Below are 21,301 nucleotides of genomic sequence, written 5' to 3'. Positions count from 1 at the left end.
AGCCTCTTCGGGGCAACCCTGCTCGCCATTCCGCCCGGGGGGTTGCGCGGCCGGACATAATGGTCGAATGACCGTGGTCGCTATGGGGATGCCCGCAGTACGAACCGGGCAGCCTTCCCTCGATGGCCGCCCGGACACTCCGTTCCTGGTGGATCGCTTCGGCCGCACCGCGCGTGACCTGCGGGTATCCATTACCGAAAAGTGCTCGCTGCGCTGCACATACTGCATGCCGGAGGAGGGCCTGCCGGCCATTCCGGCCGAGGAACTGCTCACCGCCGCCGAGATAGTCCGGCTGGTCACGCTGGCCGTGCGGGAGCTCGGCGTGCATGAGGTGCGCTTCACCGGCGGTGAACCGCTCATGCGCCGTGACCTGGAGACGATCATCGCCGGTTGCCGGGCCGAACTGCCCGATGTTCCGCTGGCCATGACCACCAACGGGGTCGGCCTCGAACATCGCGCGAGCAAGCTCGCGGCAGCCGGGCTGAACCGCATCAACGTCTCGCTGGACACCGTCGACCGGGAGGGTTTCGCCAAGCTCACCCGGCGCGACCGCCTGGACTCGGTCTTCGCCGGAATCCGCGCGGCGCGGCGGGCCGGACTGACCCCGATCAAGGTCAATGCCGTGCTCATGCGCGAGACGCTGGCGGGCGCGGCCGATCTGCTGCGCTGGTGCATCGACGAGGGCTGCGAACTCCGCTTCATCGAGGAGATGCCGCTGGACGCCGATCACGAGTGGGCGCGCGCGAATATGATCACCGCCGCTGAACTGCTCGAGGTGCTGGGCGAGCGTTTCACCCTCACCGAATACGGTCGTGACGATCCCTCCGCCCCCGCCGAGCGCTGGCAGGTGGACGGCGGGCCGGCCACGGTCGGCATCATCGCCTCGGTGACCCGCAGCTTCTGCTCGGAGTGCGATCGCACCCGCCTGACCGCGGACGGCCGGCTGCGCTCGTGCCTGTTCAGCGATCAGGAATACGACATTCGCGCGGCCCTGCGCGCGCACGCCTCGGATGCCGAGATCGCCACGCTGTGGCGCGGCGCCATGTGGAACAAATCGCCCGGGCACGGCATCGATGCCGCGGGTTTCGTCCCGCCCGCACGAACGATGGGAGCAATCGGTGGTTGAGGTTCGCTATTTCGCCGCGATAGCCGATGCGGTCGGCAAGCCGAGCGAACGACTGGATCTGCCCTCCGGTGCGACCATCGGCGATCTGCGCAGCACCCTCGCGCGGACCTACGGGCCGAAGTTGGAGCCGATGCTCAAGGTCTGCGCGTACCTCATCGGCGATGAGCTCACCCGGGATGCCACCACCGTGCTGACACCCCGCGTCGACGTGCTCCCGCCGTTCGCCGGAGGCTGAGCTCCGCGCCCGTCCATCACGAACAGGTCACTCGACCAGCAAAAAGAGCGAAATATTCGGTAACGACTTGTTCGCTGTCCCGATATTCGGACTGTCCAGTCCCTCTGATCGGGAGGTGTCGCCATGACGCGACTGTTGCCCGCTCTACTGCTCGGCGCTTTCCTGCTCGCCGCAGCCGCCCTGGCCAATGGCAGCACCGTGACATCCCTGCACTGCTCGTCCCGCCTCTCCGCGACTTCAGCGCACAGCTCGGAGCCGTCCAGACTTCTCCACGCGTAGCCGCGTCGGGCGCGACACCTCTTCCGGTCGTACCCGACGAGTTATCCCGGCCCCCGCGAAATCGGTTGTCGCCGTTCATGAAAGCGCCCGCCGCACGTGCGTGCGGCGGGCGTGGGATCGGGTGTGTTACTTCCACCAGGTGTCGAGTGGGGTCACCGGGACCGTGCGCTTGTGACGCGTGTTCTGGAAGGTGGTTTCCACTCGTTCGGCCACCTCGGGGGTGACGTCCTTGCCCTCGAGGTAGTCGTCGATCTCGGAGTACCGCAGGCCCAGCGCCTCCTCGTCCGGCAGGGCGGGGCGGTCGTCCTCCAGATCGGCGGTCGGGACCTTCTGCCAGGTGCTCGACGGTGCGCCGAGTTCCCGCAGCAGGGCCGCGCCCTGGCGTTTGGTGAGACCGGTCAGCGGGGTGAGGTCCACCGCGCCGTCGCCGTACTTGGTGAAGAAACCGGTCACCGCCTCGGCGGCGTGATCGGTGCCGACGACCAGCAGATTGAGCTGTCCGGCAATGGCGTACTGCAACACCATGCGCTCCCGCGCCTTGATATTGCCGCGTACGAAATCCCGCAGCCGGGTGGCCCCGCCGAGCAATTCGTCGATGCCGTAGGCGGATTCCTCCGCGGCGGCGTCCGCGCTGGGTTTGACGTTCACCGTCACGGACCGGTCGGGCTTGATGAAGCGCAGCGCGATCTGCGCGTCCGCCTCGTCGGCCTGCTTGCCGTACGGCAGTCGTACGGCCACGAAGGTGGCCTCGCGACCCTCGTCCCGCAACTCCTCGGCGGCGAGCTGGCACAGGCGTCCGGTCAGGGTCGAGTCCTGGCCGCCGCTGATCCCGAGGACGAAGCCCTTCGCGGGGGTCGAGCGTAGATAGTCCTTGAGGAAGTCGATGCGCCGCCGCACTTCGGTTTTCGGTTCGATGTCCGGCAGTACGCCGAGTTCGGCGATGATCGCTTCGCGCAGGTCTCCCATGCGCTCACTGTACTGCGCGGTCGCCGTCCGGGCTCCGCGTGCCGGGGGCGGGAACGATTCGGCGCACCAGGGCTTCCCAATTATCGCCGACCTGCGCGAGGGTGAAGCCGAGTCGCCGGATCTGATGCAGCACCAGCGCCGCCTCCAGGGGCGCCAGCAGGGTGTCCGCGAGCAGCGCTATCTCGCCGTCGATTCCGGAGTCGCGCAACAGGATCGAGACGTGCGCCTTGGACAGGTTGTACGGTGCGCCGTCATAGCGCTCGGAGTTGTCACTGGCCGCGCGCAGCACATCGCCGACGATCTCGGTGTAGGACAGGCGAGCTCGGCCGTACGCCAGCAGTCGTTCCAGCGGCGGCGCGCCCGGCCCCAGCGGTGGCGGCCCGAACATGTACGCCGCCTGGAGATTTCGATCCGATTCGTCCAGCAGTGCGTACATGAGTCCGGCGCGATTGCCGAAGCGGCGGAAGACCGTGCCCTTGCCGACACCGGCCTGTTTGGCGACCGCGTCCATGGTGAGCGCGTCCGCGCCGCCGGTGCGCACCAGCTCGGCGGCCGCGTCCAGCAACAGCTTTCGATTGCGGGCGGCATCGGCGCGCTCGGCGGGTTCGCTGTCGATGACCGGCAGGTTGGGGCCGATGCCGGGGGCGCCGATGGGGATCACGCCGATGGGTGCTGCCGCGCCCGCTTCGGGTGCTTTGCGCGCTGTCACGGTGGACCCCTTTGTCGCCGGGATGAAAGTGGACCGTGGTCCGGTTACATGCTACCGTAAGCGCCGCCAAGCGCCAGAACATCAGGAGTCACGCCATGCCGATCAAGATTCTCGCCATTTCCGGTGGACTGCGGGCCGCGTCCACCAACAGCGCATTGCTGCGTGCCGCACAGCAACTCGCGCCCGAGGGCGTCGAGATCGAGATCTACGAGGGCATTCGGGATCTGCCCTTCTTCGATGAGGATCTGGAGGGCGATGTGCCCGCCGCCGTCACCGACCTGCGCGAGCGGATTCGCGACGCCGACGGCGTGCTGATCGCCAGCCCCGAGTACAACTACAGCATCCCGGGTGCGCTGAAGAACCTGCTGGACTGGGCTTCTCGCCCCTACGGCCAGTCCTTCCTGACCGATAAGCCGGTCGCCATCATGGGCGCCTCGGGCTCGCAGTTCGGCACCGTCCGGGCGCAGAACCATCTGCGCGATGTCTTCCACTGGCTGGACTCCAATGTGGTCACCAAGCCCGAGGTGCACGTCGGGGCGAACCACACCCGTTTCGACGGGCAGGGCAATCTGACCGATGAGACCAGCCGCAGTCTGGTCGCCGGTCTCATCGCCGCGCTGGTGGCACAGATCGACAAGAGCCGTCAAACGGTCGGCGCCTCCGCCTGATCCACGGTTCCGCAGCGGGCCCCGGCAGACCGCCGGGGCTTTTTGCTTTCCCGGATTAGAAGTCGGTGCCGCAGGTCACAGCCCCGTGGGGCGGAATCGGGAATTGAAACGGACCATGGTCCGGTTATTCTGCGGGTAGACCACCGTCCCCGGAACAGCGTCCGCAGGAGTGCACACCATGTCGCAGACCCGAATCCTCGCCCTCGTCGGCAGCCTCCGCGCCGCCTCGATCAACCGTCGTCTCGCCGAGGCCGCCGCGCGGACCGCGCCCGCCGGCGTCGAGATCACGCTCTACGAGGGCCTGGCCGATATCCCCTTCTACAACGAGGATCTCGATGTGGCGGACGCGGTGCCCGCCGCCGCGGTCGCCCTGCGCGAGGCCGTCGCCGCCACCGATGCCGTCCTGCTGGTGACCCCCGAATACAACGGCACCCTGCCCGCCGTGCTGAAGAACGCCATCGACTGGGCCTCGCGCCCGTACGCCGCGGGCGTGCTCAAGGGTAAGGACGTCGCCGTGATCAGCGCGTCCATCAGCTCCAATGCCGCCAAGTGGTCGCATGACGATGCGGTCAAGGCGCTCGGGGTGGCGGGTGCGAACGTCATCGAGGAGGCTTCGCTCAACTTCGGCGCCATCGGATCGCGCTTCGCGCAGACGCATCCGGCCGATGATGCCGAGGCGCTCACCCAGCTGGCCGCCACCGTGCGACTGCTGACCGATTCGGTTGCCGCCAAGGCCAATGCGTGAGTCCATCCGACAATAAATAGCAACCTTCAGCGATAGTTCCTGAATCCAGCGCGAGGCCACGGATTTTCGGTCGTGGCCTCGCGCAATTCGGTCCGCCTCTGGGCTAGCTTCTGTGCATGAAGCTAATGAGTGGCAACTCAGTCTGGGGTAGGTGTTTCCTGACCGCCGCACTGGCCGTCTCCGCCACCGCGGCCGTGGTCACCGCGGCCGACGCCACCGCCGAAGCCAATGTCCGGCTGTACCTGGGCAATTGGGCCGGATACGTGGTCAAAGGTGATTTCCGGGAGGTCAGCGCCACCTGGACGCAGCCCGAGGTCGCCTGCCTGAACGAGGGCACGCTACAGCGGATCGTGCCCTGGGTCGGATTGAACGGCGCGAGCGACGCGGCCGGTCAGGTGGCGCTGCCGCTCATGCAGACCGGTGTCGAATCCCTGTGCGCGAGTGATGCCGCCTTCTATGCGGCGCTGCCCGGCTTGCAGTTCGAGAATCTCGCGGCGCGCCTGTCCTATACCGATCCGCGGCTGGCGGGGCTGATCATGCACGCCGGGGATCGCGTCGGCAATGCCCTCGGCGGCGCCATGGACGGTGTGTGCGCCGCGGGCATCCTCGGCGGAATGTGCACTCCCGAAAAGGATGTCGACGCGTGGTGGGAGGGATACCCCGACCCGCCGGTGAGTTATGACGATGTCGAGGTGCGTCCGGGCGACATCATGCACTCGACGGTCGGCTGGGACGGTCATCAGTACGTCATGACGCTGGAGAACCGCACCCGCGAGTGGACCCGCACCACGACCCAGGCTTCGGACGCGCCCGCGCGCACCGCGGAGATCGTGGTGGAGGGTCATCTCGATGCCGCGCTGCCGGGCTTCGAGCCGATGACGTTCAGTGAGATCCAGATCGACGGCAAACCGCTCTCGGCCTATGACGCACAGGCTTACGGCATCGCCGCTACCAATCGGTTGCTGGCGCCGGGTCCGGTCCAGGGCTCCGGCTTCACCCTCGGCTGAGTGCGCGACACGCCGGGCCGCTCAACTTTTCGGGAGCGTTCGAGGTTCGCGGGCCTGCCGATCGAGACGCGAAACCGCACTTCGCTCGAGGTCCGTGTGGCGCGCGGGAAGGGTGTTGATCAGCGTGAACAGGATGTTTGCCAGAAGTGTGCTGAATGCCGAAATTGTGATCTGCGCCTCAGTCGTGCCGGGTTGCGAATCGAGCGTCCTGGCACTTCGTTCATACGAATTTCACCTTTGTGAGTCGCAACATGTCGTGTTGGATGAATCTGTCGGCCACTAGGTGTAGTGTCTTGGGAGCTGGAAGGGCGTGCGGCGAGACCCTCGAAGGGAGTCGTGCGACCAGGGATTTCGGTCCCGCGTCCAGGGGTTTGCGCACTTACTACATGGTTCTTGTTTTCAGCCGTGCACTGCATCGGATCTAAGGCAAGGAGAAGGGGAGATACCAATGACCATCACCGTTTACACCAAGCCCGCTTGTGTGCAGTGCAACGCTACGTACCGCGCCCTCGACAAGGCCGGTGTCGCGTACGACGTCATCGATATCTCCGAGAATCCGGAGGCCCGCGACTACGTGATGGCGCTGGGTTACCTCCAGGCTCCCGTCGTGGTCGCCGGTGACGATCACTGGTCCGGCTTCCGCCCGGATCGCATCAAGGCGCTCGCCGACTCCGTCGCCGTCGCCTAACGGGCCACGGCCGGCGGGTCCGGACCGCCGATCGCTCGGCAGCTCCCGCAGGTTCCCGGACGAGAGGAGTCGATATGACCGAGTTGTCCACGCGGACAACGAATCTGGTCTACTTCTCCAGCGCATCGGAGAACACGCACCGCTTCGTCGAACGGTTGGGCATTCCCGCCGTTCGCATTCCGCTTCACACCGCCGACGCACTGCGCGTCGACGAACCCTATGTGTTGATCGTCCCCACCTACGGCGGCGGTCGGCACGTGCTGGGTGGTGAGCGATCGGACAAGGAGTTCGTCCCCCGTCAGGTGGCCAAATTCCTCAACGATCCGCATAACCGCGCCCTGCTGCGTGGCGTCATCGCAGCGGGCAATACGAACTTCGGCGATACGTACTGCTTTGCGGGCGAAGTGATTTCGCGCAAAACCGGAGTGCCGTACCTGTATCGCTTCGAACTCATGGGAACTGCTGAGGACGTCGAGCGCGTCCGAGAGGGATTGGAATCGTTTTGGCAACGACAACCGCACCGGTCGGAAAGACAGCCCGCATAGAACGCACCGTGAGCGGTGAGTCCACCGCGGGACTGGACTATCACGCGCTCAACGCGATGCTGAACCTGTACGGCCCCAATGGCGAGATCCAGTTCGACAAGGACCGCGAGGCCGCGCACCAGTACTTCCTGCAGCACGTCAACCAGAACACCGTCTTCTTCCACAACCTGCGGGAGAAGCTCGACTACCTCGTCAAGGAAAACTATTACGAGACAGAGGTTCTCGACCAGTACAGCTTCGACTTCACCAAGAAGCTGTTCAAGCAGGCGTACGGTAAGAAGTTCCGCTTCCCGACCTTCCTGGGCGCGTTCAAGTACTACACCTCGTACACCCTCAAGACCTTCGACGGTCAGCGCTATCTGGAGCGTTTCGAGGATCGCGTCTGCATGGTGGCGCTGACCCTGGCCGCCGGTGACGAGACGCTGGCGCAGGAGCTGGTCGAGGAGATCATGGACGGGCGTTTCCAGCCCGCCACCCCGACCTTCCTGAACTCGGGCAAGAAGCAGCGCGGTGAGCCGGTGTCCTGCTTCCTGCTGCGCATCGAGGACAATATGGAGTCCATCGGGCGCTCGATCAACTCCGCGCTGCAGCTGTCCAAGCGCGGCGGCGGTGTGGCGTTGCTGCTCAGCAATATTCGTGAGACCGGCGCGCCGATCAAGAAGATCGAGAACCAGTCCTCGGGCGTCATTCCGATCATGAAGCTGCTGGAGGACTCGTTCTCCTACGCGAATCAGCTGGGTGCGCGCCAGGGCGCGGGCGCGGTGTATCTCCAGGCGCATCACCCGGACATCTACCGCTTCCTGGACACCAAGCGCGAGAACGCGGACGAGAAGATCCGCATCAAGACGCTCTCGCTGGGTGTGGTCATCCCGGACATCACGTTCGAGCTGGCGAAGAAGAACGAGGACATGTACCTGTTCTCGCCGTACGACGTGGAGCGCATCTACGGCGTGCCGTTCGCCGATATCAATATCACCGAGAAGTACTACGAGATGGTCGACGACAAGCGGATTCGCAAGTCCAAGATCAAGGCTCGCGAGTTCTTCCAGACCATCGCCGAGTTGCAGTTCGAGTCGGGCTACCCGTACATCATGTACGAGGACACCGTGAACCGGGCGAACCCCATCAAGGGCAAGATCACCCACTCCAACCTGTGCTCGGAGATCCTGCAGGTCTCCACCCCGTCGCTGTACAACGACGATCTGTCCTACGCCAAGGTGGGCAAGGACATTTCATGCAATCTGGGTTCGCTGAACATCGCCAAGACGATGGATTCGCCGGATCTGGCCAAGACGGTGGAGACCTCGATCCGCGCGCTCACCGCGGTGTCGGATCAGACGCACATCACCTCGGTGCCCTCGATCGAGCAGGGCAACAACGAGTCCCACGCCATCGGCCTGGGTCAGATGAACCTGCACGGCTACCTGGCTCGTGAGCGCGTGCACTACGGCTCCGAAGAAGGCATCGACTTCACCAATATCTACTTCTATACGATCGCGTACCACGCGGTCCGCGCCTCGAATCTGATCGCCAAGGAGCGCGGCCGGGCGTTCGGCGGGTTCGCCGACTCCAAGTACGCCAGCGGGGAGTACTTCGACAAGTACACCGAACAGAAGTGGGAGCCCGCGACCGAGCGGGTGCGCGAGATCTTCGCCGAGGCGGGCGTGCACATCCCCACCCAGGAGGATTGGCGTGAGCTGAAGGCGTCGGTCATGGAGCACGGCATCTACAACCAGAACCTGCAGGCCGTCCCCCCGACCGGTTCGATCTCCTACATCAACCATTCCACCAGTTCGATCCACCCGATCGCCTCGAAGATCGAGATCCGCAAGGAAGGCAAGATCGGCCGCGTCTACTACCCGGCCCCCTACCTGACCAACGACAATCTCGAATACTTCCAGGACGCCTACGACATCGGCTACGAAAAGGTCATCGACACCTACGCCGCCGCCACCCAGCACGTGGACCAGGGCCTGTCCCTCACCCTGTTCTTCAAGGACAGCGCCACCACCCGCGACGTCAACCGCGCCCAGATCTACGCCTGGCGCAAGGGCATCAAAACCCTCTACTACATCCGCATCCGCCAAATGGCCTTGGAGGGAACCGAAGTCGAGGGCTGCGTAAGCTGCATGCTCTGACCCCTGAACCACGAAGGGCGCTCCCGGTGAAAACCGCGAGCGCCCTTCGCATTTCGGCCCTCTGCTCGGTCTGTTTCGGATGCCCGCCACTGGCGTGAACCCCCGCTGCCGGCCCGTGCACATCAACCATACAGCCCGACTTCTGAATCTTTTCAGAAGTCTGTGACTTGCTGGTTGCCGTGGGCCGGCGGTCGCACTGTGGCTTGCACCGGTGGTCCCTCGATCGCGTTGTGAGGTCTCCAGAACCTGGGTCGCACCGATGCGCCGGGGCCGTCGTGGTGGATACGCTCGGCTCGGTCACGGCATCGGACATAAGGTGCTGCGCGGCCGGTTCCGTGATCGGAAAACCGCATCGGGACAAGAGTTTTGGAGGTGAGTCGGGTCCTTTCCTGCCCTCGCGAAAAGGACCAACTGCGCAAATCCCATCGGAATACCGGCGCGGCGCGTGCCGCGTTCGCCGGCTATCCACCCGTCGAGTGGCGCACCTCGCAGCCGCTCGACGGGTTTCCGCCATCAGCTTTCGGGCATGCGGGGGCAGTGAGGAGAGCCGCGATGGCAACAGGAACGATCGGAACGCATAGCAGCTGTGCGGGTGCGCTGCTGCGTCGCTTGGGGGTCGGGGTGGCCGTCGCGCTGACCCTGGCCGTCGGATTGCCGGGCGGCCCGCAGGATCGCACGGCCGCACCGGTCGCGCTGCGGTCCAACGTGATTCGCGTGGAGCCGATCGGACCGCACTGGGATCGCGTCTCCGTGGACTCCGCGGCCATGGGCCGCCCCGTCGCGGTGGATGTCCTGCACGGCAGCGGTACCGGCCCGCGCCCCACCCTCTATCTGCTGGACGGCGTTGACGCCGAACAGGTTTCGGATTGGCTGACCAAGGGTGATGCCGCCGAGTTCTTCGCCGACAAACCGGTCGATGTGGTGCTGCCGTCCGGCGGCACCGGCAGTATGTACAGCGACTGGCAGCGCCCCGATGCCGTTTTGGGCTGGAATCGCTGGGAAACCTTCCTGACCTCGGAACTGCCCGGCGCGCCATAGAGCCCTATCTGAACTCGGACGGCCGTCGCGCCGTCGCGGGCGTCTCCATGGGCGCGCAGGGCGCGATGATGCTGGCGCATCGGCATCCGGGTTTCTACCGGGCCGTCGCGGGAATGAGCGGCTGCTACTCCACCGTGGATGACACCGGCGCGGCCGTCACCACCCTCACCGTGGCCTCGCGGGGTGGCAATGTGGTCAATCTGTGGGGCCCGCCGGGCACTCGGGACTGGCGCACCCACGACAGCACGCTCGGCGCGGAAGCCTTGCGCGGCACGGTGATTCACCTCTCCGCCGCGTCGGGCATCCCGAATGTGCCCGATCTGACCCAGGTGGCCCGGGCCGCCGACCCGGTGACGGCCCTGCGCGAGGCGGGCGGCGGCATCGCCCTGGAGGCGGGCGCCCGCGTGTGCACCGAACAGTTCGCGAAACACCTGAGCGACTTGGGAATTCCCGCCACCGTCAGCTACGAGGACACCGGTATTCACGGTTGGGCGGATTTCACCGCCCAACTCGCCCCGGCCTGGCGGACCCTGGCGACCGCGCTAGTGCCGCAGTCCGTTCCGCGGTAGCCGCCGCAGGCCCGGGCGAATGCGACCGTCCACGGTGACAATGAGTCCCGCGCGCACCGCGGCGGCGGTGAATCGGGTGGCCTCGGTCCAGGTGGCGGCGTATTCCATGGCGAGTTCGGCCCCGCCGTCCGGCCCGCCGAGGTAGACGGTGATCCGGTGCGTGAGCGCCTCGCCGGAGCTGTCGTAGACGGGTTTGCTCACGGGGCCGACTGTGCTCTCGGTACTGGTCATCTGCGGTACTTCCCATCCGATGGTTCCTGTAACCGACCGTAACTGGAACCTGTTGCATGGGTGGGCGCTTCGGCGCGGCCCTTGGAAGGTTCACAAGTGCGCCACGACTCTCCTTGTCATTTGTCGGAACTGGAATGCTCTGTGCTCACAGCAGGAATGCTCTGTGCTCACAGCAGGTTTCGAGTGGCTTTGTGATCTGTCGGAAGGTTTACCGCACATTCGCTTTTCCGCCCGATTCCCCTCTACGCTGCCCTGGGAGATCCTGGGGTACAGCCGGAGAGAGGAATACACCGGATGAGGATTCGACTACACGGCCGCGCGCACCGAATACGGCTGCGCGCAACGGTATTGACGGTGGCCGTACTCGCCGTCACCCCGGCGGTGTCCGCCGCCGGACCGGTCTATCCGATCGCGGATCCGGACCCGTTCTACGCCGCACCCACCGATATCGGCAACCATCAACCCGGTGATGTGCTGGCGGTGCGGCCCATGCCCGCGCTGGCCGAATTCCCGGACACCGATATCACCCTGGTGGAATTCCGCTCCACCAATTCGACCGGTCGGCCGATCGCCGCCACCACCACGGTGCTGTCACCGCGCAATCGCCGCGCGGACGCGCCACTGCTGTCGCTACAGCAGATCATCAATGGCCTGGGCGCGCAGTGCGCGGTCTCGCGGGTGCTCTACACCAATGATCCGAATCTGATGGTGCGCGAGGCCCCCGCCTGGAATGTGGTGCTGCAACGCGGCTGGAGTCTGGCGCTCCCCGATCACCTGGGCCCCCATTTCGCCTATGGCGCGGCCAAACTCGGCGGTCAGATCACCCTGGACGGTATTCGGGCGGCCCAGCGCGTCCCCGATCTGAAGGTGCAGCACAGCCCCGTCGCCATGGCCGGATATTCCGGCGGCGGTATGGCCACCGCGTGGGCGGCGGCGCTGGCCCCGACCTACGCCCCCGAACTGCACCTGGCGGGCGCGGCCATGGGCGGTGTCCCGATGAACCTGGTGTCCATGCTGGAGGGTATGGGGCTGGGCAGTCATCCCGCCTTCGGTCTGGCCATGGCGGCGGGACTGGGGCTCGAGCGCGAGTATCCGGAGCGTTTCCCGCTCAGCTCGCAACTCAACGACCGCGGCCTGGCCATTCGCGACAAGCTCGCCAACAGTTGCACCAACGACATCCTGGCCGCCGGCGCCGGGGTGGGCGCGATGGATGTCGCCAAGACCACCGTCATGACGCAGGATCCGCAGGCGCGCGCGGTGGTGGAGGAGAACAGTCTCCAGTTGTACAGCGGTGTGCCGAATATGCCTGTGTTCGAATGGCATTCGCCGATCGACGGACTCATTCCGATCGATGCGGTGGTCGACACCATGCACCGCTACTGCGCCGCCGGGGTGCCGGTGTGGTCCGAACAGGAGCCGGTGCCCGATCATCTGACGGCGGCGGTGCTCGGCCTGCCCGCCGCGCTGTCCTGGCTGGACGCGCGGCTCAATGGCGCACCGGTGGTGAGCAATTGCGCCTAGCTCAACCCGCCTGATAGGTGCGGGCGACCAATGCGGACCGCAGGTACCACAGACCTGCGGCCTGCGTCGGGTCGAAGCCCGTCAACTGCCCGATCCGCTTGAGCCGGTAATCCACGGTATTGGTGTGCACGTGCAGGATTCGCGCCGTGCGCTGCCGATTCAGATTGTTGCTGATGTGCGTGCGCAGCGTCTCGAGCAGTTCGGGATGCAGGTCCAGCGGATCGAGCAGGGAGCCGAGATGGTCGCGTCCCGGCCCCGGCCGGGTGAGCTGATATTCCAGGGCGAGTTCGTCGAAGCGGAAGAGCCCGCGGGTGAGCCGCAGCCGGTGCACGATGTCCAGGAGTTCATGCGCCTGATCGGCGGCGTCCGGAATCCCCTGTGCCGGAGCGTGGATCATGGTCGCGGCGATCGGCACCCGCGCGGCCCGCGAGAGCCGCTCGATCAGTTCGTCGAGTTGTTCATCGGCGAGCGCGTTGCCCGGGACCAGAATCGTCCCGCCGTCCACGCTCAGCAGCGACAGCACCTTGGCGGTGTATCCGGTGGCGAGTTCGGCCTGTAGCCGGCGTAGTTTGCGCCGCGCCACCACCGCGCCCTCCACGGTGGGCGAGTGCTCCTCCGGATGCTCCGGAATCGACACGGCGAGAACGTAATACGATTCGGCGATCTCGATGCCGCATTCGCGCGCCATGGTGGAGGTGCTGTGCCCGCCGAGCAGTGCGGAGGTGAGGGTGTGCACCGCGGTGTGATGCTCACTCACCACCGAGCGCAGCTCGCGCACGTAGGCCAGTGAGACCGCGCAGGTCATCCGGTCCAGCAGTTCCACCACCATGGCGGCGCCACCCAGGATGTTGTCCATATCCGCGGCCGCGATCACCAGTTCGGCATCCCCGTTCGGACTGTCCTGTCGCAGATGCCGGGACATGGCATTGGCCATCACCAGATCGGATCCGATCTTGAATCCCTCATGGATGGCGTGGTGGATGGTGTCGATGGGGATGCCCTCGCGCGCCCATTGCGCGGCGGCTTCCTCGAGTCGTTTGGTCTTCTCCGGCAGGTCCTTTCCGTCCAGCATGCCCACGGCCAGCTCCAGGCACATGCGGGTGATGATGGTGACATCGCCGTGAATGGCGTCGCCGGGCAGGGTTCCGCACGGCGCCACCGTCTCGACGAAATGCCCGACCATATGGCGGGCCAGCGGGCCGACGTCCTGTAGTGGTGAGGACATCGGGGTGCCGGAGATGATCAATCCGGCGCGGGCCGGAATATCGACGGCCATCGGCGCTCCTTCCACCCACCGGGGGCAGGCCCTCCGGTAACGAAACGCTAACGCACGATGGGCCGGAGAGGGGGAGGTTGGCCACTAGCTGTGATCCGCCGCAATTCCGCATCGGCGGTTCGGTGACATCTCACAACTGGTGCCCGTGGCACCCGGGGGAGCGGGCACTAGCCCAGATGCGCCGTCTGGTTGTACCCGATGCGGATCAGTTCCGTCCCCGAACGCTCCCACCGGCTGATCGAGGCATTGTCGATCTTGCCCCGCTCGATCTCCAGAATGTCCGCCTCGTCCAGCCCCTCCAGCACGTACCGCGTCATCACCACGACGATGTCGTGTGCGAACACCAGCACATGGCCGTCCAACTCGGCCAGCAGCGTGCGCAGCCGCAATGCCACATCGACCCAGGACTCACCCCCCGGCGGTCGATAGTAGAACCGTCCCAGCTTCTCCCGCAGCGCGAACTCCTCCGGATACCGTCGCCGCCAGCCCAATTCGGTGAGCCCGTGCAGATTCCCGATCTCCCGATCCCGCAGTCGCTCGTCGATCCGCGCCCGCGGCGATCCCACCGATCCCAGGGCGATGGCGGCGGTTTCGCGAGCCCGCGAATACGGTGAGCACCACACCGTCCACTCCCGCTCGGCCCGTCCCAGCCACGCTCCGACCGCCGCCGCCTGCACCCGCCCCAGCTCGGTCAGCGGCACATCGGGATCCCTTGTCCCACTGCCGAATACCTCCGAGCCGTAGAGTTCGGCCCGCGCCGCCGCGGCATTGGTCGCGCTCTCCCCGTGCCGGATCATCGTCAGTGATTGCAGTGCCACGGTCGTAGCCTATGAGCTACGGCCGCGCGCCGGTGGGTGACCCGGCGGTGATATCGGCCGGGGGCAGCCACAGCGTGGCGATGGTGCCCCCGCCCACGGCCGGTTCGATGGAGGCATTGCCGCCGTGGGCCTGGGCCACCCAGGCGACCAGGGCCAGCCCGATGCCGTTGCGGCCGGTGCGCCCGGCCGAGCCCCGGTCGAAGGGGCTGGCGGACATGACCGGATCGACGCCGGGACCGTGGTCCCGCACGCTCACCCGGCCCTCGGCGATATGGACCTCCACCGGGGCGGCGCGGTTGACCGCACCGTGGGTGAGGCCGTTCTCCAGCATGTTCCGGATGGCCAGACCGAGGAGTTGGGGATCGCCGACGACCACGGCGGGGTGCGCGGTGACGAGAATGCGCGGGTCGGCGGCTTCCTCGGCCACGGCCTCGGCGAGCTGATCCAGGCGCAGCAGGGTGCGTTCGGGTTCGGCTATGCCCGTTTGCATGCGGGCGCGGGCCAGCAGACCGGTGACGAGCCGGGCCATGCGATCGGCGAGCTTGCGGGCCTCGTCCAGGGTCTGCTGAACCTCCTCGGGTTCGGGGCGCGATTCGGTCAGCAGCTTCAAAGTGGCCAGCGGCGTGCGCAATTCGTGGGCGGCGTCGCCGAGGAACTGTTCGTGTTCGTCGAGCATGCGCAGGGCCTGGCGCTGACTGCGGCCGGACAGCAGATAGGCGGCGGCGGTGGAGGCGGCCACCAGCAGGAGGCCGCCGATCAGCAAGGCCCACACCAGTATTCGATGCTGATCCGGATTGTCCATGGATTGGTCCGCGGCCAGGACGACCACGATATTGTCCCAATCCGTCCAGTACACGGGCGTTCCCACCACGGTAACCGCGCGGCCGGTGATGTCGGTGGCGGTGCGGCGCAGCGATTTGTACAGCGTGCCTTCGGAATTGTCCTCGACCTGGGTGGCCAGGGTGCTGATATCGCTGTCGGCGGGCATGAGCGATCGCTGATAGGTGTGCGACTGCTTCCACGGCTGGCCCTGCTCGCGCACCAGCACGACCACCGCGGTGGAACCCTGCGCCAACTCGTCGTCCACGATGGTGGACAGGTCCAGCGCGTTCTTCTCATCGTGCTGGACGGCGCGGGCCAGCCCGAACGCCACCTTCTCCACCTGCCGGTCGGCCTCGATGGCCCGCGAATGCGAATCGATGGTCGCGGCGATGAATCCGAGTACCAGGACGGCGGTGGCGGTGATGACGGTGACCAATCCGGTCATCATCCAGCGCGCCCGGCGCAGCCGCGCCACCGCCGGGGAACGATGCGAACTCATGCCGGTTCGCCGATGAGAAACCCTGTCCCGCGCACGGTTTCGATCACGCACGGTTCCCCGAGTTTGCGGCGCAGTTTGGCCACCACCGCGTCCACCACATTCGATGCGGGCTCGGCCATCTCGTCCCAGCAGCATTCGATGAGATCGGTGCGGGTGACCACGCTGCCGCGCCGGGTCGCCATGAGTTCGAGCACCGCGAACTCCTTGGGGGTGAGCGAGAGCATGATGCCGGCGCGAGTCACCCGCCTGCGCATGAGGTCGATATCGATGTCCGACACCGCGATTCGCGATGCGGTGGGCTGTTCGCGCCGGCGGCACAGCGCCCGCACCCGCATCACCAGTTCGGGCAGCGCGAAGGGTTTGGTCAGATAGTCGTCCGCGCCCTGTTCGAATCCGGCGAGCCGATCATCGAGTCCGTCGCGGCCGGTGAGCATGAGCGCGGGCATGGTGTGCCCGGCCCGGCGCGCCCCGGCGACCAGATCCAGGCCGTCGCCGTCGGGCAGTCCGCGATCCACCACCAGGCAGTCGTAGCGATTGATGGCGATCTTGAAATCGGCGTCGGCGATATCGTGGGCGAGGTCCACCGCGAACCCGGCCGAGCGCAAACCATCGGTCACTTCGCGACTGAGTTGCTGATCATCCTCCAACACCAAAACACGCACAGAGCCAGAGAGTAGGCCAACTCGGACGGCCGCCCAACGCGTCCGGCGCCCGCATGACCGAGAAATGATCGGAAAATTATCCCCGCCGCAGTTCCCGCCCCCCGACTCTCTCACGGAATAGCCGACGGGGTCGAGGCCGTTCCACCCCTCCGGGTGCTCGGTGCGGTGTGTTGCTACACCGCCCGGGCGGGTCGGGCCACCGGCCTGTATCCTGCACAGGGACGCTTTTGTGTCGTATGCGGGGGAAATACCCCGATGCGGCAGGCAGAGCCCGCGACCCGCGGGTGAATTTATCGGTGCACGACGGCTTCGAGGAGGTGGGTCGCATGCGTAGCGAGCCCCCCAGTCGAAGGCCGCGCGGCGCCACCCCCTCGTATTCCCGGTAGTTCGCTGCTGCGACGGGGTCGGTGCCTCGCGGTGTGACCTGGTGTTTCCATCCGTTCACCCCTGACTCGCCACCCGGCTGAGGTGTTCCGCCATGACGCAGACCGATCTGCCCGTCGTTCCGACGCTGCCCACTGTTCTCGCGCTGCCCGATACCGGTAACAGCACGCTCTCCGACGAGCGTGATTCGTTGCCCACCGGCCGCGATTCCCTTCGCGCACAGGGTGATTCACTGCGCGATATCGTCGACTGCCATCATCTGGCCGCGACCCTGGAGTGGCTGGACAATCATCCGCCGCACGTCATCGCCGACGAACTGGCGCGCATGGACGCCGTCGAGGCCGGTATGGCCTTCCGTCTGCTGGACAAGGATCGCGCCCTCGATGTGTTCGAGGAGCTGGAGCCCGTCGATCAGCAGCAGATTCTGACCGGTCTGCGTGATCAGAGCTTCCGCGATCTGGTCGAGGAGATGGATCCCGACGATCGCGCCCGCATGTTGCGTGAGGCCCCGGCCAAGGTCGCCAAGAAGGTGCTCGCCGGGCTGAGTCAGGAGGAGCGCCGGATGACGGCGCTGCTGCTGGGCTATCCGGAGGGTTCGGTCGGCTTCTACATGACGCCGGAAGTCGTTGCGCTGCCGCGTAATCTGCCGGTGTCGGCCGCCCTGCAGACGGTGCGCACCAAGGGCGCGAACGCCGAAACCGTCTACACCCTGCCCGTGGTGGACGCGGGCCGCCGCCTCATCGGCATTGTCGAACTGCGCGAGCTGGTGCTGAGTTCGCCGGACTCGATGATCGCGGATCTCGTTGTCTCCGAGCCGGTTTTCGCCCGCGCCACCGATTCGGCGGAGAAGGCGGCCCGGCTCATGCAGGGCGCGAACCTGATCAACCTGCCGGTGGTGGACAGCGAGAACCGCTTGGTCGGTCTGCTCACCATCGACGACGCCATCGAGGTCATCGAGGCCGCCGACTCCGAGGATGTGGCGCGCCAGGCGGGCACCACGCCGTGGGCCGGTCACTATATGGCCGCCGGGGTCTTCCAGTTGGCTCGCTACCGCGCCCTGTGGCTGATGCTGCTGCTGGTCGCGGCCACGCTCACGGTCACCGTGACCGATATGTTCGAGGGCACCCTGGAGCAGGCCGCGCATCTGGCGCTGTTCATTCCACTGCTCATCGGCGCGGGCGGCAATGCGGGCGCGCAGGCGGCGACGACGTGCGTGCGCGCCCTGGCCGTCGGCGAGGTGCGCGTCTCGGACCTGTTCAAGGTGATCTGGCGCGAATGCCGGGTGGGGCTGTTGCTCGGCAGTATGCTCGCCGTGGTCGGCATGGTCATCGCCGCACTCTTCGTCGGCGCGAAAATCGGCCTGGTGGTCGGTATTACGCTGATCGTCATCTGCGGGTGGGCGGCGACCATCGGCGGCACCATGCCGCTGCTGGCGAAGAAGCTGCGCATCGATCCGGCTGTGATCTCCGCCCCGATGGTGACGACTCTGGTCGACGCGACCGGACTCGTGATCTATTTCATGACAGCGAAATTGGTTCTCGGCATCTGATCAGCGGACGGTTGAAGACACAAGGTCTTGTGCTGCGCAATGAGACCCTCCCCCAGTAGTAGTGTTCAAGCCACGAGGATGGGTGAGTTGAGAGGATGACCGTGGACCACACGACCATGCGTGTAACGAAGGTGATTGATCGGGTATCGGCGATCAACTGGAACCGCGTAATCGATGACAAGGACGCGGAGGTCTGGGATCGGCTCACCGGTAACTTCTGGTTGCCGGAGAAGGTACCCGTCTCCAATGACATTCCGTCGTGGGCCACGCTGACTCCCAGCGAAAAGCAGCTGACCATGCGGGTCTTCACCGGTCTCACCCTGCTGGACACCATCCAGGGCACGGTCGGCGCGGTCAGCCTGATTCCCGATGCGCTGACCCCGCACGAGGAGGCGGTGTACACCAACATCGCGTTCATGGAGTCGGTGCACGCCAAGAGCTACAGCCAGATCTTCTCCACCCTGTGCTCCTCCAAGGAGATCGACGAAGCCTTCCGCTGGTCCGAGGAGAATCGGAACCTGCAGCGCAAGGCCGAGATCGTGCTGGACTACTACAACGGCGAGAATCCGCTCAAGCGCAAGGTGGCCTCCACGCTGCTGGAGTCCTTCCTGTTCTACTCCGGCTTCTACCTGCCGATGCACTGGTCCTCGCGGGCCAAGCTCACCAATACCGCCGATATGATCCGCCTGATCATTCGCGATGAGGCCGTGCATGGGTACTACATCGGCTACAAGTTCCAGAAGGGTCTGGAGCTGGTCTCGCAGGCCGAGCGCGATGAGCTCAAGTCGTACACCTTCGAGCTGCTGTTCGAGCTGTACGAGAACGAGGTCGAGTACACCCAGGATCTGTACGACGAGGTCGGTCTCACCGAGGACGTCAAGAAGTTCCTGCGCTACAACGCCAATAAGGCGCTGATGAACCTCGGCTACGAGGGTCTGTTCCCCAAGGACGAGTGCGATGTGAACCCGGCGATCCTGTCGGCCCTCTCACCCAATGCCGATGAGAATCACGACTTCTTCTCCGGCTCGGGTTCGAGCTATGTGATCGGCAAGGCCGTCAACACCGAAGACGAAGACTGGGAGTTCTGAGCCGTCCCACCTCTCCGTGACTTCGGCGGCCGGCTGAGAGCCGTATTACGTTGACGACGCGGGGTGGCGTTCTGGTGCGGCACCGATTTCGGGCGTACCCCTGGAGCTACCCCGAACTCGCGAAATCAGTTGTCGCGTCCCATATTCAAGAGCGAAGCCCGGCGATCCTATCCAGGATGCCGGGCTCTCGTATGTTGTGGTCGCGCCGAAATTCAGTCCGTCACATAGGCATTGAGGGACTTGCGCAGATCGTCCAGGAGGGCGCGGGCGGCGGTGACGCCCGATCCGTGCCAGATGCTGTCCTCCACAACGAATTCCCGGCGATCGCTGACCGCGCTGAGCGACTTCCAATCATCGCCGTGCATCAGCGATTCGGCGTTCTTCTGGCCGTCCTTACCGTCGAACATCAGATAGATGATGTCGCCCTCGATCTTGTTGCGATCGGCCTCGGCGTCCAGGCCGGCGACATCGAAGGAGTCACCGCGCTGGGACTGCGGGCGCTGCACACCGGCATCGGCGAGCACCAGCCCGGCGAAGCTGTTGTTGCCCTGCACCTGGATGGCCTTGGGATCGAAGCGCAGCACCGACGCCTGAGACAGGCTGGCGGCCACCGCGTTTCCGGTGTCGCGGGCCGCGGTGCGGTAGTCCTCCAGGGCCTTGACGGCGGCGGTCTTGCGATCCAGCGCCGCGCCGTAACCGGTGAATTCGGCCTGCCAGCCATTGTCCGAACCGGTCAGCACGGTCGGGGCGATCCCCTTCAGCGCGTCGTACATTCCCCGGTCGCTCGCGGCCCCGAGGATCAGATCCGGTTTCAGCTCCGCCACTTTCGCCGGATCCGGACTGCCGACCATACCGACCCCCGGCACCTCGGAGATGCCCGTGCCCAGGTAGGAGGGCTGTGCGGTGGGTCCGGAAACCGTTGCCGCACCCACCACGCGCTCCCACAGTCCCAGCGCGCAGACCGCGTCCAGCGCGGCGGTGGACAGCACCACAACGCGTTTGGGATCGGCGGGCACCTCACTGGTCCCGGCGGCATGGGTGACGGTGATCGTCCCCGAGGTCGCGTCCGGCGCACTGGGCAGCGGGCACGCGGTCCGGGTATCGCGCTCCAGACCCACCACACCGGCCCCGGCGATATTGGTGGTGGTGCGCACGATCGAGCTCATGGCATCGTCCGTGCCCTTGCCACACCCCGCGAGTAGACCCGCCGGTAGCACCGCGGTAGCGGCCAGAACAGCGCCCCAGGTGCGCAAACGGCGCGGCGGGGCGGTGGTGGAGGCGAACGTGATTCGGGTGGAAGCGGACTCGCGCACCGGCATGGCTGGCAGCGTACATCCGGCGACCGCGAGGCCCAATTACGACACAGAGTAGGACCAGCCCGCGAGCCCTGTGGGAGCACGGTTTACGATCCTTGAAGCGCTAGGCCCCCGTCGTTCGTCATGCGCCGAACCGGACGCCGGAACCACCGCGTGCGAACGACAAGAAGGCACCTGTTCAGGAGGATTTGTGACTGCCGTAGAGCCACAGCCAGTCCGTCAAGTGGAGGCGGCTCGGCCATACCCGCAACGAGTGGGTCCGAAGGGTTCGTTCATCTACAAGATGGTCACCACGACGGACCCGAAGGTTCTCGGCGTCATGTACTTGGTGACCGCCATGTCCTTCTTCCTCGTCGGCGGCCTGATGGCCCTGCTGATGCGTGCCGAGCTCGCGCGACCGGGCATGCAGTTCCTGTCGCCGG

Annotated in this window: 22 protein-coding genes and 1 pseudogene; 15 read left to right on the top strand and 8 right to left on the bottom strand. The window is 65.9% G+C overall.

Annotation, left to right across the window (positions count from 1 at the left end):
- The first annotated feature begins 67 nt into the window (after positions 1–67).
- The 3 genes from moaA (at position 68) to NA10_RS37195 (ending at position 1,640) form a co-directional block, all read left to right on the top strand.
- Entirely contained in the window at positions 68–1,126 is a 1,059-nt protein-coding gene (gene moaA / locus NA10_RS29415) for a GTP 3',8-cyclase MoaA (protein WP_067573748.1), read from the top strand.
- On the top strand, positions 1,119–1,361 hold the full coding sequence (locus tag NA10_RS29410) for a MoaD/ThiS family protein (RefSeq protein WP_067573747.1): 243 nt from the start codon (positions 1,119–1,121) through the stop codon (positions 1,359–1,361). The genes moaA and NA10_RS29410 overlap by 8 nt, the downstream gene beginning before the upstream one ends.
- Before the next feature lie 123 nt (positions 1,362–1,484).
- Positions 1,485–1,640, top strand: coding sequence for a hypothetical protein (locus NA10_RS37195; protein WP_157556815.1), 156 nt, complete (start codon positions 1,485–1,487; stop codon positions 1,638–1,640).
- A gap of 126 nt (positions 1,641–1,766) precedes the next feature.
- Here NA10_RS37195 and nadE read toward each other — a convergent pair whose 3' ends face one another.
- Together nadE and NA10_RS29400 are read right to left on the bottom strand one after the other, a co-directional pair.
- Complete coding sequence (gene nadE, locus NA10_RS29405) at positions 1,767–2,606, bottom strand: NAD(+) synthase (RefSeq protein ID WP_067573745.1); 840 nt, start codon at positions 2,604–2,606, stop codon at positions 1,767–1,769.
- Positions 2,607–2,610: 4 nt separating this feature from the next.
- Positions 2,611–3,264, bottom strand: coding sequence for a TetR/AcrR family transcriptional regulator (locus tag NA10_RS29400; RefSeq protein ID WP_084515419.1), 654 nt, complete (start codon positions 3,262–3,264; stop codon positions 2,611–2,613).
- Positions 3,265–3,410: 146 nt separating this feature from the next.
- Here NA10_RS29400 and NA10_RS29395 point away from each other — a divergent pair, with 146 nt between their 5' ends.
- From NA10_RS29395 to NA10_RS39280, 8 genes are all read left to right on the top strand, one after another.
- Positions 3,411–3,983, top strand: a complete 573-nt coding sequence (locus NA10_RS29395; RefSeq protein ID WP_067573743.1) for an NADPH-dependent FMN reductase — start codon at positions 3,411–3,413, stop codon at positions 3,981–3,983.
- Positions 3,984–4,161: 178 nt separating this feature from the next.
- Positions 4,162–4,728 (top strand): NAD(P)H-dependent oxidoreductase, encoded by a 567-nt coding sequence (locus tag NA10_RS29390; RefSeq protein ID WP_067573736.1) that lies wholly within the window; start codon positions 4,162–4,164, stop codon positions 4,726–4,728.
- A 125-nt stretch (positions 4,729–4,853) separates the two neighbouring features.
- Positions 4,854–5,735, top strand: a complete 882-nt coding sequence (locus tag NA10_RS29385; RefSeq protein WP_067573734.1) for a G1 family glutamic endopeptidase — start codon at positions 4,854–4,856, stop codon at positions 5,733–5,735.
- A gap of 448 nt (positions 5,736–6,183) precedes the next feature.
- Positions 6,184–6,423: a redoxin NrdH gene (locus NA10_RS29380; protein WP_067573732.1), complete on the top strand. Its 240-nt coding sequence runs from the start codon at positions 6,184–6,186 to the stop codon at positions 6,421–6,423.
- Between the two features lie 74 nt (positions 6,424–6,497).
- Positions 6,498–6,968: a class Ib ribonucleoside-diphosphate reductase assembly flavoprotein NrdI gene (gene nrdI / locus NA10_RS29375; RefSeq protein WP_067573730.1), complete on the top strand. Its 471-nt coding sequence runs from the start codon at positions 6,498–6,500 to the stop codon at positions 6,966–6,968.
- Positions 6,969–7,024: 56 nt separating this feature from the next.
- On the top strand, positions 7,025–9,106 hold the full coding sequence (gene nrdE / locus NA10_RS29370; RefSeq protein WP_245677996.1) for a class 1b ribonucleoside-diphosphate reductase subunit alpha: 2,082 nt from the start codon (positions 7,025–7,027) through the stop codon (positions 9,104–9,106).
- A 552-nt stretch (positions 9,107–9,658) separates the two neighbouring features.
- A complete protein-coding gene (locus NA10_RS39285; RefSeq protein ID WP_281180270.1) occupies positions 9,659–10,144 on the top strand; it encodes an alpha/beta hydrolase-fold protein in 486 nt (161 codons plus the stop codon).
- 47 nt (positions 10,145–10,191) lie between these two features.
- Positions 10,192–10,713, top strand: coding sequence for an alpha/beta hydrolase-fold protein (locus NA10_RS39280; protein ID WP_281180269.1), 522 nt, complete (start codon positions 10,192–10,194; stop codon positions 10,711–10,713).
- On the opposite strand, the gene NA10_RS29360 is transcribed toward NA10_RS39280, so the two are convergent.
- On the bottom strand, positions 10,687–10,914 hold the full coding sequence (locus tag NA10_RS29360; RefSeq protein ID WP_245677990.1) for a hypothetical protein: 228 nt from the start codon (positions 10,912–10,914) through the stop codon (positions 10,687–10,689). The genes NA10_RS39280 and NA10_RS29360 overlap by 27 nt on opposite strands.
- A gap of 324 nt (positions 10,915–11,238) precedes the next feature.
- On the opposite strand from NA10_RS29360, the gene NA10_RS29355 reads away from it, so the two are divergent.
- Positions 11,239–12,465, top strand: a complete 1,227-nt coding sequence (locus NA10_RS29355; protein ID WP_067573727.1) for a lipase family protein — start codon at positions 11,239–11,241, stop codon at positions 12,463–12,465.
- A 1-nt stretch (position 12,466) separates the two neighbouring features.
- Here NA10_RS29355 and NA10_RS29350 read toward each other — a convergent pair whose 3' ends face one another.
- From NA10_RS29350 to NA10_RS29335, 4 genes are all read right to left on the bottom strand, one after another.
- Entirely contained in the window at positions 12,467–13,741 is a 1,275-nt protein-coding gene (locus NA10_RS29350) for a PucR family transcriptional regulator (RefSeq protein WP_067573725.1), read from the bottom strand.
- A 167-nt stretch (positions 13,742–13,908) separates the two neighbouring features.
- Positions 13,909–14,559 (bottom strand): histidine phosphatase family protein, encoded by a 651-nt coding sequence (locus NA10_RS29345; protein ID WP_218021612.1) that lies wholly within the window; start codon positions 14,557–14,559, stop codon positions 13,909–13,911.
- A 16-nt stretch (positions 14,560–14,575) separates the two neighbouring features.
- Positions 14,576–15,880, bottom strand: coding sequence for a sensor histidine kinase (locus NA10_RS29340; RefSeq protein WP_084515411.1), 1,305 nt, complete (start codon positions 15,878–15,880; stop codon positions 14,576–14,578).
- On the bottom strand, positions 15,877–16,542 hold the full coding sequence (locus tag NA10_RS29335) for a response regulator transcription factor (protein WP_067573723.1): 666 nt from the start codon (positions 16,540–16,542) through the stop codon (positions 15,877–15,879). The genes NA10_RS29340 and NA10_RS29335 overlap by 4 nt, the downstream gene beginning before the upstream one ends.
- A gap of 478 nt (positions 16,543–17,020) precedes the next feature.
- Between NA10_RS29335 and mgtE the strand changes: the two genes are divergently transcribed.
- A complete protein-coding gene (gene mgtE, locus NA10_RS29330; protein ID WP_084515409.1) occupies positions 17,021–18,475 on the top strand; it encodes a magnesium transporter in 1,455 nt (484 codons plus the stop codon).
- A 116-nt stretch (positions 18,476–18,591) separates the two neighbouring features.
- Positions 18,592–19,563: a class 1b ribonucleoside-diphosphate reductase subunit beta gene (nrdF, locus tag NA10_RS29325; protein ID WP_157556814.1), complete on the top strand. Its 972-nt coding sequence runs from the start codon at positions 18,592–18,594 to the stop codon at positions 19,561–19,563.
- 212 nt (positions 19,564–19,775) lie between these two features.
- On the opposite strand, the gene NA10_RS29320 is transcribed toward nrdF, so the two are convergent.
- Complete coding sequence (locus tag NA10_RS29320) at positions 19,776–20,882, bottom strand: ABC transporter substrate-binding protein (RefSeq protein ID WP_084515407.1); 1,107 nt, start codon at positions 20,880–20,882, stop codon at positions 19,776–19,778.
- Positions 20,883–21,069: 187 nt separating this feature from the next.
- Here NA10_RS29320 and NA10_RS38950 point away from each other — a divergent pair.
- Positions 21,070–21,301 (top strand): annotated as a pseudogene (locus tag NA10_RS38950) (cytochrome ubiquinol oxidase subunit I); the annotation flags it as partial.

This window comes from Nocardia acidivorans NBRC 108247 (assembly GCF_001625085.1).
GTDB classification, from domain to species: domain Bacteria; phylum Actinomycetota; class Actinomycetes; order Mycobacteriales; family Mycobacteriaceae; genus Nocardia; species Nocardia acidivorans.
This window is presented reverse-complemented; position numbering and strand designations above follow the sequence as displayed.